Origin of the sequence: Bradyrhizobium sp. CCBAU 53351 (assembly GCF_015291745.1) — a bacterium.
Classification (GTDB): domain Bacteria; phylum Pseudomonadota; class Alphaproteobacteria; order Rhizobiales; family Xanthobacteraceae; genus Bradyrhizobium.
This window is the reverse complement of record NZ_CP030059.1, coordinates 1,019,308-1,033,069: the sequence shown is the minus strand read 5'-3', so window position 1 is coordinate 1,033,069 and position 13,762 is coordinate 1,019,308. Positions and strand designations below refer to the sequence as shown.

Annotated in this window: 9 protein-coding genes; 4 read left to right on the top strand and 5 right to left on the bottom strand. The window is 65.7% G+C overall.

Features of this window, described 5'->3' with window-relative positions:
• Positions 1-434 precede the first annotated feature (434 nt).
• On the top strand, positions 435-5,168 hold the full coding sequence (gltB, locus tag XH83_RS04915; protein ID WP_194405933.1) for a glutamate synthase large subunit: 4,734 nt from the start codon (positions 435-437) through the stop codon (positions 5,166-5,168).
• Positions 5,169-5,310: 142 nt separating this feature from the next.
• Complete coding sequence (locus tag XH83_RS04910) at positions 5,311-6,762, top strand: glutamate synthase subunit beta (RefSeq protein ID WP_194405932.1); 1,452 nt, start codon at positions 5,311-5,313, stop codon at positions 6,760-6,762.
• A 168-nt stretch (positions 6,763-6,930) separates the two neighbouring features.
• Here XH83_RS04910 and XH83_RS04905 read toward each other — a convergent pair whose 3' ends face one another.
• On the bottom strand, positions 6,931-8,688 hold the full coding sequence (locus tag XH83_RS04905) for an outer membrane beta-barrel protein (protein ID WP_194405931.1): 1,758 nt from the start codon (positions 8,686-8,688) through the stop codon (positions 6,931-6,933).
• Positions 8,689-8,881: 193 nt separating this feature from the next.
• Here XH83_RS04905 and XH83_RS04900 point away from each other — a divergent pair, with 193 nt between their 5' ends.
• On the top strand, positions 8,882-9,889 hold the full coding sequence (locus tag XH83_RS04900; RefSeq protein WP_194405930.1) for an SIS domain-containing protein: 1,008 nt from the start codon (positions 8,882-8,884) through the stop codon (positions 9,887-9,889).
• 167 nt (positions 9,890-10,056) lie between these two features.
• Here XH83_RS04900 and XH83_RS04895 read toward each other — a convergent pair whose 3' ends face one another.
• On the bottom strand, positions 10,057-10,608 hold the full coding sequence (locus XH83_RS04895) for a carboxymuconolactone decarboxylase family protein (RefSeq protein ID WP_194405929.1): 552 nt from the start codon (positions 10,606-10,608) through the stop codon (positions 10,057-10,059).
• A gap of 73 nt (positions 10,609-10,681) precedes the next feature.
• Between XH83_RS04895 and XH83_RS04890 the strand changes: the two genes are divergently transcribed.
• Positions 10,682-11,008 (top strand): helix-turn-helix domain-containing protein, encoded by a 327-nt coding sequence (locus tag XH83_RS04890; protein WP_194405928.1) that lies wholly within the window; start codon positions 10,682-10,684, stop codon positions 11,006-11,008.
• Positions 11,009-11,043: 35 nt separating this feature from the next.
• On the opposite strand, the gene XH83_RS04885 is transcribed toward XH83_RS04890, so the two are convergent.
• From XH83_RS04885 to XH83_RS04875, 3 genes are all read right to left on the bottom strand, one after another.
• Positions 11,044-11,487 (bottom strand): NfeD family protein, encoded by a 444-nt coding sequence (locus tag XH83_RS04885; protein ID WP_194405927.1) that lies wholly within the window; start codon positions 11,485-11,487, stop codon positions 11,044-11,046.
• A gap of 52 nt (positions 11,488-11,539) precedes the next feature.
• Entirely contained in the window at positions 11,540-12,544 is a 1,005-nt protein-coding gene (locus tag XH83_RS04880; protein ID WP_194405926.1) for an SPFH domain-containing protein, read from the bottom strand.
• A gap of 239 nt (positions 12,545-12,783) precedes the next feature.
• A complete protein-coding gene (locus XH83_RS04875; protein WP_194405925.1) occupies positions 12,784-13,758 on the bottom strand; it encodes an ABC transporter substrate-binding protein in 975 nt (324 codons plus the stop codon).
• Positions 13,759-13,762: the final 4 nt, after the last annotated feature.

Genomic DNA, 13,762 nt, shown 5'->3' with positions numbered 1-13,762 from the left:
GGCGCTCGGTTCGAAGGGCTGAGGCGAAGCTTCATTTGGGATTTCGGCGCCCACAGGGCCGGATCGGGGCGCGTTTGCTCCGAAATCGAGGCTGCGCAACTTTCGGAAAGCGATTGATTGACATATCGGGAATCGGGACTTCCGCACGCTTGTGTGCTAGACAAAAATTTGGCAAGGTGATGGTTAGGACAGGAAGACTGTCTCAATTTTGCTTGCGGTTCCGGCATAGGGATTGCAGCGAAAGTCGGTGCTCTCGAGCACCAAGAAGGCAACAGGCAAAGCCGTTCTCGGGGACGAAGAACGCCTAGGCCTGAATTTAAGAAAATGCGGCTCGCTAGCGGACGAGCGGTGACCCAGAGGCGGGTGCCGCGGAACGCCCAAGGTGCGCCGAAGATGGCGGTGAGGCAGCTTGCCGCATGGAGAGGATTGGAACAATGAACGGGTCGCAATTCGAGCGCGCAAGCATCGTGGCAGAAGAGCTGTCGGCGACGGTCGCCTCGAAAACGACCGATCCGATCCAGGAGCATAATTCGCGCCCTCCGGCCGAAGGCCTGTACGATCCGAGCCTGGAGAAGGATAGCTGCGGCGTCGGCTTCATCGCCAACATCAAGGGCCAGAAGTCGCACGCGATCGTCGCGGACGCGCTGAGCATCCTCTGCAACCTCGAGCACCGCGGCGCCGTCGGCGCCGACCCGCGCGCCGGTGACGGCGCCGGCATCCTGGTGCAGATCCCGCACGCCTTCTTCAGCCGCAAGGCGAAGGAGATCGGCTTCGCGCTGCCGGAGCCCGGCGAATACGCCATCGGCGCGCTGTTCATGCCGCGCGACACCGCCTGGCGCAACGTCATCAAGAGCATCATTGCCGACCAGATCAAGGAAGAGGGCCTGACCCTGCTCGGCTGGCGCGACGTGCCGACCGACAATTCCTCGCTCGGCGTCACCGTGAAGCCGACCGAGCCTGCCTGCATGCAGGTGTTCATCGGCCGCAACGGCACCGCCAAGACCGAGGACGATTTCGAGCGCCGGCTCTACATCCTGCGTAAGTCGATCTCGCAGGCGATCTACCAGCGCCGCGACCGCGGGCTTGCGGGCTATTACCCCTGCTCGATGTCCTGCCGCACGGTGATCTACAAGGGCATGTTCCTCGCCGACCAGCTCGGCAAGTACTATCCCGACCTGCACGAGAAGGATTTCGAGAGCGCGCTCGCGCTGGTTCACCAGCGCTTCTCGACCAACACCTTCCCGGCCTGGTCGCTGGCGCATCCCTATCGCATGATCGCGCATAACGGCGAGATCAACACGCTGCGCGGCAACACCAATTGGATGGCGGCGCGGCAGGCCTCTGTAAGCTCCGAGCTGTACGGCAAGGACATCAACCGGCTCTGGCCGATCTCCTACGAAGGCCAGTCGGACACCGCCTGCTTCGACAACGCGCTCGAATTCCTGGTGCAGGGCGGCTACTCGCTGCCGCACGCCGTCATGATGATGATCCCGGAGGCGTGGGCCGGCAATCCCTTGATGGATGAGAAGCGCCGCGCCTTCTACGAATATCATGCCGCGCTGATGGAGCCATGGGACGGCCCCGCCGCGATCGCCTTCACCGACGGCCGCCAGATCGGCGCCACGCTCGACCGCAACGGCCTGCGGCCCGCGCGCTATCTCGTCACCAAGGACGACCGCATCGTGATGGCGTCCGAGATGGGCGTGCTGACGATCCCCGAGGACCAGATCATCACCAAGTGGCGCTTGCAGCCCGGCAAGATGCTGCTGGTCGACCTCGAGCAAGGTCGTCTCATTCCCGACGACGAGATCAAGGCCGAGCTCGCCAAGAGCCATCCCTACAAGGAGTGGCTGGAGCGGACCCAGATCGTCCTCGAAGAGCTGCCGAAGGTCCCGACGACGGGCGTGCGCTCGAACCTTTCGCTGCTCGATCGCCAGCAGGCGTTCGGCTACAGCCAGGAAGACATCGCCATCCTGATGACGCCGATGGCCGCCACCGGCGAGGAAGCCGCGGGCTCGATGGGCAACGACACGCCGATCTCGGCGCTGTCGGACAAGGCCAAGCCGCTATTCACCTACTTCAAGCAGAACTTCGCGCAGGTCACCAATCCGCCGATCGACCCGATCCGCGAGGAGCTGGTGATGAGCCTCGTCTCGATCATCGGGCCGCGGCCGAACCTGTTCGACCTGCAGGGCATGGCCACCACCAAGCGCCTCGAAGTGCGCCAGCCGATCCTGACCGACGCGGACCTCGAAAAGATCCGCTCGATCTCGGACGTGGCCGACACTCACTTCAAGTCGCGCACGCTGGACACCACCTTCCACGCCGGGCTCGGCGCGGCCGGCATGGACCAGGTGCTGGACGAGCTCTGCGCGCGCGCCGAGAGCGCGGTGCGCGAGGGCGTCAACATCATCATCCTGTCCGACCGCATGGTCGGCACCGACCGGGTGCCGATCCCCTCGCTGCTGGCTTGTGCTTCGGTGCATCATCACCTGATCCGCACGGGCCTGCGCACCTCCGTCGGCCTCGTCGTCGAATCCGGTGAGCCGCGCGAAGTGCATCACTTCGCCTGCCTTGCCGGCTACGGCGCGGAAGCGATCAATCCATACCTCGCGTTCGAGACCATCATCGCGATGAAGGACCGCCTGCCCGGCTCGCTCGACGACTACGAGATCGTCAAGCGCTACATCAAGTCGATCGGCAAGGGCCTCCTGAAGGTGATGTCCAAAATGGGCATCTCGACCTACCAGTCCTATTGCGGCGCGCAGATCTTCGACGCGGTCGGCCTCAAGGCCGACTTCGTCGCAAAGTTCTTCGCCGGCACGCATACCCGCGTCGAGGGCGTCGGTCTCGGCGAGATCGCCGAAGAAGCCGTGCGCCGTCATGCCGATGCGTTCGGGGACGCGCAGGTCTACAAGACGGCGCTCGATGTCGGCGGCGAATATGCCTATCGCAGCCGCGGCGAGGACCATGCCTGGACCGCGGAATCGGTGTCGCTGCTCCAGCACGCCGCGCGCGGCAATTCGCAGGAGCGCTATCGCGCCTTCGCAAAGATCCTCAACGAGCAGTCGGAGCGTTTGCTGACACTGCGCGGCCTGTTCCGGATCAAGAACGCCGAGGAAGAGAAGCGCAAGCCGATCCCGCTCGACCAGGTCGAGCCGGCCAAGGACATCGTCAAGCGCTTCGCCACGGGTGCGATGAGCTTCGGCTCGATCTCGCGCGAGGCACACACCACGCTCGCGATCGCCATGAACCGGATTGGCGGCAAGTCGAATACCGGCGAAGGCGGCGAGGAAGCCGACCGCTTCAAGCCGATGCCGAACGGCGATTCCATGCGCTCGGCGATCAAGCAGGTCGCCTCGGGCCGCTTCGGCGTCACCACGGAGTATCTCGTCAACTCCGACATGATGCAGATCAAGATGGCGCAGGGTGCCAAGCCCGGCGAAGGCGGCCAGCTGCCCGGCCACAAGGTCGACGCGACCATCGCCAAGGTCCGGCACTCGACGCCGGGCGTCGGCCTGATCTCGCCGCCGCCGCACCACGACATCTACTCGATCGAGGATCTGGCGCAGCTCATCTACGACCTCAAGAACGTCAACCCGGCGGGCGACGTCTCGGTCAAGCTGGTCTCGGAGATCGGCGTCGGCACGGTCGCCGCGGGCGTTGCGAAAGCGCGCGCCGACCATGTCACCATCGCGGGCTTCGAGGGCGGCACCGGTGCTTCGCCCCTGACCTCGATCAAGCATGCCGGCTCGCCGTGGGAGATCGGCCTTGCCGAAACCCACCAGACGCTGGTGCGCGAGCGGCTGCGCAGCCGCATCGTGGTCCAGGTCGACGGCGGCTTCCGCACGGGCCGTGACGTCGTGATCGGCGCGCTGCTCGGCGCGGACGAGTTCGGCTTCGCCACCGCGCCCCTGATTGCGGCCGGCTGCATCATGATGCGCAAGTGCCATCTCAACACCTGCCCGGTCGGCGTCGCGACCCAGGACCCCGTCCTGCGCAAGCGCTTCACCGGCCAGCCCGAGCACGTGATCAACTACTTCTTCTTCGTCGCGGAGGAAGTCCGCGAGATCATGGCCTCGCTCGGCTTCCGCACCTTCAACGAGATGGTCGGCCAGGTGCAACTGCTCGACCAGACCAAGCTGGTCGCGCATTGGAAGGCCAAGGGGCTCGACTTCTCGAAGCTGTTCGTCAAGCAGAAGGAAGAGAAGGGTCAGAAGATCTATCACTCCGAGCGCCAGAACCATCATCTGGAGGCGGTGCTCGACCGCTCGCTGATCGAGAAGGCGCAGCCTGCGCTCGACCGCGGCGCGCCAGTGAAGATCGAGGCCACGATCAACAGCACCAACCGCTCGGCCGGCGCGATGCTGTCCGGCACGGTCGCCAAGATCTACGGCCATGCCGGCCTGCCGCATGACACCATCCATGTCAGCCTCAAGGGCACCGCGGGACAAGCCTTCGGCGCCTGGCTCGCCCACGGCGTCACCTTCGAGCTCGAAGGCGAAGGCAACGACTATGTCGGCAAGGGCCTCTCGGGCGGCAAGATCATCGTCAAGCCGCCGAGAAATTCGGCCATCGTGCCTGAAGAGAGCATCATCGTCGGCAACACCGTGATGTACGGCGCGATCGAGGGCGAGTGCTACTTCCGCGGCATCGCCGGCGAACGCTTCGCCGTGCGCAACTCGGGCGCGGTCGCCGTGGTCGAGGGCGCGGGCGATCATTGCTGCGAATACATGACCGGCGGCATCGTGGTCGTGCTCGGCAAGACCGGGCGCAACTTCGCGGCCGGCATGTCCGGCGGCATCGCCTATGTGCTCGACGAGACCGGCGACTTCGACAGGCTGTGCAACATGGCGATGGTCGAGCTCGAGCCGGTGCTGTCGGAAGAGCTGATCAACGCCGGCACCTATCACCACTCCGGTGACCTCGAAGCGCATGGCCGGGTCGACGTGTTCAAGAACCTGCTCGCCTCCGACGTCGAGCGGCTGCACGTCCTGATCTCGCGCCACGCGAAAGCCACCGGCTCCAAGCGCGCCGCCGACATCCTCGCCAATTGGAAGGACTGGCTGCCCAAATTCCGCAAGGTGATGCCGGTCGAGTACCGGCGCGCGCTGCGCGAAATGGCCGCCAACGCGGACGCCGAGCCGAAAATCGCGATCGGGGCGTAATTCTCACCTCGCGTCATTCCGGGGCGCGCGAAGCGCGAACCCGGAATCTCGCAAAGATAACCTCCAGGTTCCGGGTCAGCGCGCGGCGCGCGCATCCCGGAACGACGGAAAAGAAACCTAAGCGGCAGGGACTTCGGGTTTAATGGGCAAGATCACGGGTTTTCTCGAAATCGAACGGCGCGACCGCAAGTACACCCCGGTCGCCGAGCGCGTGAAGCATTACAAGGAATTCGTCGTTCCCCTCTCCGAGAAAGAGGTGCGCGACCAGGCCGCGCGTTGCATGAATTGCGGCATTCCCTATTGCCACGGCACCGGCTCGGTGGCGCCCGGCACGCCCGGCTGCCCGGTCAACAACCAGATCCCCGACTGGAACGACCTCGTCTATCAGGGCAATTGGGAAGAGGCCTCGCGCAACCTGCACTCGACCAACAATTTCCCGGAGTTCACGGGGCGCATCTGTCCTGCGCCGTGCGAAGCGTCCTGCACGCTCAACATCGACGACAACCCGGTCACCATCAAGACCATCGAATGCGCGATCGTCGACCGCGCCTGGGACAATGGCTGGCTGAAGCCTGAGGTCGCAGCCGTCAAGACCGGCAAGAAGGTCGCCGTGATCGGCTCGGGCCCGGCCGGCATGGCCTGCGCGCAGCAGCTCGCGCGCGCCGGCCACGACGTGCACTTGTTCGAGAAGTACGCCAAGGCCGGCGGCCTGCTGCGTTATGGCATCCCCGACTTCAAGATGGAGAAGGGCGTCATCGACCGCCGCGTCAAGCAGATGGAAGGCGAAGGCGTCACCTTCCACTACAACAGCCATGTCGGCGCCGACGGCAATGTCGATCCGCGCGAGATGCTCAACGAGTACGACGCCGTGGCGCTGACCGGCGGCGCGGAAGCCCCGCGCGACCTGCCGATCCCCGGCCGCGAGCTGTCCGGCATTCACTACGCCATGGACTTCCTGCCGCAGCAGAACCGCCGCGTCTCCGAGGAGCCGCTCGGCGGCGTCCAGGAGATTTTGGCCGGCGGCAAGCACGTCGTCGTCATCGGCGGCGGCGACACCGGAAGCGACTGTATCGGCACCTCGCTGCGCCAGGGCGCGCTGTCGGTAACCCAACTCGAGATCATGCCCGCTCCCCCTGAGCGCGAGAACAAGGGCCTGACCTGGCCGAACTGGCCGCTGAAGATGCGGACCTCGTCCAGCCAGGCCGAAGGCGCGGTGCGCGAATACGCGGTGCTGACCCAGAAGTTCTCCGGCGAGAACGGCAAGGTCAAGAAGCTGCACTGCGTGCACGTCGACGACAAGTTCAAGCCGATTGCCGGCACCGAGTTCGAACTCGACGCCGAACTCGTCCTGCTCGCGATGGGTTTTGTGCACCCCGTGCACGAGGGCCTGCTCAAGCTGCTCTCGGTCGAGCTCGACCCGCGCGGCAACGTCAAGGCCAACACGCTAGACTACCAGACCTCGCGCCCGAACGTGTTCACCGCCGGCGACATGCGGCGGGGGCAGTCGCTCGTGGTGTGGGCGATCCGCGAGGGCCGGCTGTGTGCACGGTCGATCGATACGTTCCTGATGGGGAAGACGGATCTGCCGCGGTAGAGTAGGCATTCCGGCGCGCGCCACTTGGCGCGAGCCCGGAATCCATCGAGCCTCAGGGTCGGTGTTTAAATGGATTCCGGGCTCGCGCTTCGCGCGCCCCGGAATGACAGCGGAAAGAGCGGTGCCTTGCATCGTGATCGCGCTGAATGCGCTGCGCAGCAGGCGACTCTAATTCTGCAACCGCACCCCGAGCATCACCACCGTCCCCTGCGAGCTAGACCCCGCGACATTCGAATCCAGGATGTCATGCCGCAGCGTGCCCTTGACCCAGATGTTGCGGTTGAGCTTGTAGATCAGGTTGTTCTCGAACGAGTAGGTCTTGTCGTTGCGGTTCTGGCCCTGGTAGTCGAGCGTGCCGTAGGTGAACTTGCCGACGGCGGTGAGCCAGCGGCGGAAGTCGTGGTCGACTTCGGCGGAGTAGGTGCGCACGAGAACGCCGGAGGAGCCGGGCACGGTGGTCTCGGCGATCTGCGTGTCGGTGAAGAATTTCACCGTGGTGAGGCCGCTCGCATTCCAGATCAGCGAGCCCGTGGTCAGGAAGCCTGCGAGCTGGCTCAGGCGCGGATCAGTGTAGTTGCGCGCGGAATAGCCGACGGAGATTTCGCCGGTGAGGATGCGCGAGAATTCGAAGGACGAGCCGACCTTGGCATAGCCGCCGTTGGAATCGCGGAAGTAGCCGTTGCGATCGGCGGCCTGGTCGTGGACGCGGGTGTCGCCCTGGATCTCGACGAACGGCTTCAGGCCCGGCTTGAGATCGTAGGAGAAGCGCCCCACGCCGCCATACTGATTGAAGTTGCGGTCGTCGTTGCTGAAGGTCGAGCCGTCGGTGAGCCTCGAATCCGTGTAGGCGGTGCGATCGATTGTGGCTCCGGCGGCGACCTGGAAACGATTGAAGGTCTGGTCGAAGCCGACCGTCGTGCCGTAGGCGGCGTAGACAGGATATTTCTGCAGGCCGGCTTGCACGTTGGGGCTGCCGGGATTGTCGGTGGCGAGGCGCAGGCGCAGCTGCGAGGTCAGCTTGAGATCGCGGTCGACGTCGAGCCGGCCGTCGACATGGCCGGTGAAGTCGGGGCGATCGGCCTCGACCGGCGAAGGCGAGGCAAAGCCGTTGATCGTCGCCGGCATGTTGGTGGTGTAGCCTGAGAACGAGCCGCGCAGGTCAGCGACCAGCGCGTGGCGCTCCCAATCGGACACCACAAGGAGATCCGGTGCGACGACGTAGACCGGGGAGCCGACCGGCTTGTTCAGACGCGTCGGGTTGGTGTCGTAGCCGGCGGAGAGCTCGAGCCCGCCCTTGATCAGGAAGCTGCCGGCATAATCGCCGACGGCTCCGAACGGATCGTCATCGGCCTTGAGGCGGCGGCGCAGCGGTTGGCCGGGCACGGTGCCCGCCATCGCCGCAGGCACGGGTGACTTGTTTGCGGACGCCGATGGCGGCGGTGCAATCTTCGGCAGGCCGAGCGTGGACGGCGGCGGCGCTGTGGTCGGCGCCGGCGAGCCGGGACCGGCCGCGCGCTTCGGCTTCGGCTGGCCGGGATAGAGCTTGGGTTGCTGCCGCTTGCGGTTGAGGGCGTCGTAGCCGGAGCTGCTCGCGCCGCTCGCGGCGGGCAATCCATATGTCGGGACCTGGCCGATGCGCGAGGTCGCCGGCGTTTGCTGCCGCTTGCGCGGATCGGCGTTGGGGTCTGGCAGCGCCGGCAGCGCATCCGACGGCGCCTGCGGCACGCCCGCCGTGCGGCGCGTCGGCAGCGTCTCGGGCGAAGCGAAGCCGCCACGGTTGGGATTGAACAGGTCGGGCGTGAGGCTCTGGGCGGCCGCGGGGGCACTTCCGAGGGTCGTCAGCGCAAGACAGGGGACAAGACACGGCAAAGCCGCGCGCAGAATGAGCGCGCGCTTGCTCCGGCCGGTGCCTGGAGACGACCCCACGATGGAATAACTCCAACGAAATCAAACACTTTCACGATCGTCCCCACCGGCTGGCGGGAACCATCGTTAATGGAGTTAAAACAATTATGGTTAATGACCCGTTGAGGGCCGCGGCCGGCGCGTCGCCTCCCTGCCCGGGCCGTGCTAAGCAGGCGCCAACGGGCGAACGCCCTACCCTTCCCTGGACGAAAACATGCCGAGCTCGAAACCGCTGATGACCGCATCATCCGGCCCCATCCCCGACAGCGTCGAATCCGCGCTCCGCACCCTGGAGACGGAGAGCGGCGGCATCAACGCGCTCGCAGCCGCCCTGCGCGGCCCGCTGGGCGAGACCTTCGCCAGGGCGGTCGACCTGATCCGCAACGCCAAGGGCCGCGTCATCGTCACCGGGCTCGGCAAGTCAGGCCATATGGGGCGCAAGATCGCGGCGACATTGGCCTCGACCGGCACGCCCGCCTTCTTCGTGCATGCGGCCGAAGCCGGCCATGGCGACCTCGGCATGATCACCACCGACGACGTCATCATGGCGCTGTCCTGGTCCGGCGAGCAGCCGGAGATGAAGAACCTCGTGAACTATTCGGCGCGCTTTGCGATTCCCATGATCGCGGTGACGTCGAACGCTGGATCCTCGCTGGGACAAGCGGCCGACATCGTGATCGAGCTGCCGAGGGCGCGCGAGGCCTGCCCGCACAATCTGGCGCCGACGACGTCGACGCTGATGCAGGCTGCGATCGGCGATGCGCTCGCGATCGCGTTGCTCGAAGGCCGCGGCTTCACCGCGCTCGAATTCGCGCATTTCCATCCCGGCGGCAAGCTGGGCGCGATGCTGAAATTCGTCCGCGACTACATGCGCACGGGCGCGGAAATCCCGGTCAAGCCCGAGGGCACCGCGATGTCGGAGGCCGTGGTCGAGATGTCGGCCAAGGGTTTGGGGTGCGTCTGCATTGTCAACGAGGCGAACGAGGCCGTCGGCATCATCACCGACGGCGATCTGCGCCGCCACATGCGTCCCGACCTGCTGACGGCATCGGTCGACGACATCATGACCCGGCAGCCGAAAACGGTGCCGCCCTCGATGCTCGCGACCGAGATGATCGAGGTGCTGAACACCCGCAAGATCACGACGCTGGTCGTGACCGAGGCCGGCAAGGTGGTGGGCATCGTGCACCTGCACGATCTGCTGCGGGCGGGAGTGGCTTAAGGCAGGCCCGTTTCTCTCCGCCGTCATTCCGGGGCGCGCCTGCTTGGGCGCGAGCCCGGAATCCATTTATCTCGGTGGACGCTGCACGATGGATTTCCGGGTTCACGCTTCGCGTGCCCGGGAATGACGAGGGGGGAAAGGCGCTCCTCGCAATGACGGGGAGAGACTTATCCTGGAAATCTTGCCGCGTTCTCCTCCAGCGGCAGCCGCAGCCCATTCGCCAGGTACGACACCGTGCGATAGAATCCGCACAGCAGCATGATCTCCAGGATCTGCGCCTCGTCATAATGCGCCGACAGCGCGGCGAACTCGGCGTCATCGAGCGTCGCGCGGGTGTGCAGCGCGTCGACGGCTGCGATCAGTGCCTGCTCGGCCGGGGACCAGCAGGCCGAGCTCGCATCGCCTTGTACGGTCGCACGTACCTCGTCCTCGGTCATCTTCGCCGGCCCGGCGAAGATCGCGACATGCACGCCCCATTCATATTCGCACCTGTTCAGCGCGCAGGTGCGGTCGATGACGATCTCGCGCTGGCGCAGCGACAGCGGACCGGGATCAAGCAGGCCGGCGGCACGAAACTTGTCCCAGGCGCGGCCGTGGCGCGCCATCACCTGGAACAGCGTCAAAGGCGGCGCACCGCGCATGATGCGGTCGAACTGCGCCTTTATCTCCGGGGGATAAGGCGGGGTGAGCGGCGCAATGCGCGGCGAGGATTGGGACATGCGCTGTCTTTCGTTGCTACAATTACCGTAGCAACACGCTACATTATTTGTAGCAATTCGCAAGAGGGTGACGATGGCCAGGCAAGCAGGCACGACGACGCGTCCGGTGCGGGGATCGCGCACGGGCCGGCCGATCATGGCGCTGCTCGACCTGCTCGGCCGGCGCTGGAGCTTGCGGATCCTGTGGGAGTTACGCGAAGGCCCTCTCACCTCCCGCGCGCTGCGCACCGCCTGCGACGAAGCCTCACCGACGGTGCTGCAGACGCGGCTAATGGAGCTGCGTGAGGCGGGCTTCGTCGAGCTTGGCGATGCCGGAGGTTACGGGCTGACGCCGCTCGGGCGGGAATTGTGCGAGATGGTCATGCCGCTGCACCGGTTCGCGGAGAAGTGGAAGAGATAGCGCTTCTCTTACCCTCCCCTGGAGGGTGAGAGCGATCACGCCGCGGCGACGGTCAGGTTCGCACCATCCACCTGTACCACCTTCACCCGCGTGCCCGCCGGCGTGTCGGGACCGGCGACACGCCACACGGTATCGCCGATGCGCACGGTGCCTGAGCCGTCGATGATCGGCTTCTCCAAAGTGAACTCGCGCCCGAGCAAGGCCTCGGTGCGCTTGTTGAGGAAGGGGCTGGCGCTCGCGTCCGGCTTCGGCCGGGCGAGGCGCCTCCACACCGGCACGGCGGCGGCCGCGAACACCGCGAACATCACGAGCTGGATCTGCCACGATATGACGACCGTAAACGAGATCAATCCCACCAGCAGCGCGGCGAGCCCGAGCCAGAACAGGAAGATGCCCGGCGCCAGCACTTCCAGCGCCATCAGGATGAAGCCGAAGATCAACCAGTTCCAGGTGCCGAGCGATACGAACATGTCGGTCATGACACGACCTTCTATCATGGTGCGCGCCCCTGTCGGAGAGGCACGCCGGTGACTATCCCTGCCGCGGCGGCACCGCCGGCGGCGTGCTGCCGGTCGGCGGCACGGAGCCGGGGCGGCGAGCGGCGGCAGCCGCAGAAGCCGCGCTCTCGCCGAACGTCGCCTTGGCGATCTCGCCGATGCCGGCGAGCGAACCGAGCATGCTCGTGGCTTCGATCGGCAGCATGATGATCTTCTGGTTCGGCGCTTCCGCGAACTGGCCGAACGCCTTGATATACTTGTCGGCGATGAAATAGTTCAACGCGGCGACGTCGCCCTTGGAAATGGCTTCGCTCACCATCTGGGTGGCCTTCGCTTCCGCCTCCGCAGAACGCTCGCGGGCCTCGGCGTCGCGGAACGCGGCTTCCTTGCGGCCCTCCGCCTGCAGGATCTGGCCCTGCTTGGCGCCCTCGGCGCGCAGGATCTCCGACTGGCGCTGGCCTTCGGCGGCGAGGATGTCGGCGCGCTTGACGCGCTCGGCCTTCATCTGACGGCCCATGGCTTCGACGAGATCGGCTGGCGGCACGATATCCTTGATCTCGATGCGGTTGACCTTCAACCCCCAGGGCGAGACCGCGGCATCCACGACGCGGAGCAGGCGCTCGTTGATCTCGTCGCGATGCGACAGCACCTGGTCGAGATCCATCGCGCCCATCACCGAGCGGATATTGGTCATGGTCAGCACGGTGATGGCCTGCGTCAGGTTGGAGACCTCGTAGCTCGCCTTGGCCGCGTCGAACACCTGGTAGAAGGCGACGCCGTCCACCGTCACGGTCGCGTTGTCCTTGGTGATGACCTCCTGCTCGGGAATGTCGATCACCTGCTCCATCATGTTGATCTTGCGCCCGACGCGATCGAAATAGGGCACGATCAGATTGAGGCCGGGGCTGAGCGTCTGGGTGTATTTGCCGAAGCGCTCGATGGTCCAGTCATAGCCCTGCGGCACCGTCTTCACGCCGGCCAGCAGCGTGACGATGACGAGCAAGACCAGAACAATCGCGAAAATGTCGAAACCGCTCATATTTCCTCCAAGGCGGGAAAGAAGCCGGGAAAAGGCCTTTCCCGCGCTGTCATTGGTCGGGAGCGTAACCCTACCGGTTCAGCGGTCGCAATTCACGTCGGTATCGGCGCAATTCCGCACAAGGCGTCCAAGGCAGGGAATGGTCTCGATATGTATTTGCGGGCTGGCTCTTGAAAGCGGGCAGGCGCAGACCTAGCGGGAAAATTAACGAATTCCGGCCAGCCCCGCCGCAGACGACGTTACTCGATGACGTCGTCGGCGAGTGCGAGCAGATCCGGCGACAGCGTGACACCCAGAGACTTCGCCGTCTTGAGGTTGATCGCGAGCTCGAACTTGGTGGGATTCTGGACCGGCAAGTCGGCCGCCAGCGCTCCCTTCAGGATACGGTCGACGTAGGAGGCGGCGCGGCGGAGCTGCTCGGTGCTGTCGGTGCTGTAGGACATCAGCCCGCCTTCCTCGACGAAAGCACGGCTCCAGAACACCGCGGGCACGCGCGCCTGCGCAATGGCCGCCAGAAGGTGCGCGCGGTTGGCCATGGTGAAGAAGTCAGGCAGGACGAGCAGCCCGTCGGCCTTCCGCGAGGCCAGCGCCACGATCGAGGCTGTGTCATGCACCGGCGCGGGCTCGACCGTCACGTGAAGGGTCCGGGCCGCATCCTCGATGGTGCGCAGCATCAGCGGTGCGAACGGCGCGGTGGCGGGATTGTAGACGACGGCAACGCGGGACACTTTCGGCGTGACCTGCGTCAGCATCTCCAGCCATTTGCCGGCCAGGGGGCCGTCGTAATCGGTGAAGCCGGTGACGTTGCCGCCGGGATGCGCGAGGTTTTCGACAAAGCCCTGGCTGACGGGATCGGTGACGACGGCGAACACGATCGGGATCGTCGTGGTGCGCCGGCGCAGCTCCTCGACCGAGGGCGTACCGACCGCGAGCAGGATGTCGGGCTTGAGCGCAATCAGCTCATCGGCCAGCTGCGCGATGCGGGCGCGGTCACCGCCGCCGCTGCGCCAGTGGACCTTGAGGTTGTCGCGCTCCTTCCAGCCAAGGCCGGCGAGCGCCTCGACCAGGACCATGCTGCGCGTGCGGCCGATCGCATCATCGGCAGCCGTGACCGAGAGCACGCCGAGCCGGCGCAGCGCGTTCGGCTGCTGCGCCAGCACCGGCGCCGGCAGCGCCGCGATCATCCCAAGCGTCAGGAGCTCGCGGCGATTCACGGAA

What these genes read in the sequence shown, in the direction of transcription:
- XH83_RS04880 (WP_194405926.1), bottom strand. Translation starts at nt 12,544, where the DNA reads ATGAGCGGTTTCGACATTTTCGCGATTGTTCTGGTCTTGCTCGTCATC.
- XH83_RS04900 (WP_194405930.1), top strand. Translation starts at nt 8,882, where the DNA reads ATGCCGAGCTCGAAACCGCTGATGACCGCATCATCCGGCCCCATCCCC.
- XH83_RS04890 (WP_194405928.1), top strand. Translation starts at nt 10,682, where the DNA reads ATGGCCAGGCAAGCAGGCACGACGACGCGTCCGGTGCGGGGATCGCGC.
- XH83_RS04910 (WP_194405932.1), top strand. Translation starts at nt 5,311, where the DNA reads ATGGGCAAGATCACGGGTTTTCTCGAAATCGAACGGCGCGACCGCAAG.
- XH83_RS04885 (WP_194405927.1), bottom strand. Translation starts at nt 11,487, where the DNA reads ATGACCGACATGTTCGTATCGCTCGGCACCTGGAACTGGTTGATCTTC.
- gltB (WP_194405933.1), top strand. Translation starts at nt 435, where the DNA reads ATGAACGGGTCGCAATTCGAGCGCGCAAGCATCGTGGCAGAAGAGCTG.
- XH83_RS04895 (WP_194405929.1), bottom strand. Translation starts at nt 10,608, where the DNA reads ATGTCCCAATCCTCGCCGCGCATTGCGCCGCTCACCCCGCCTTATCCC.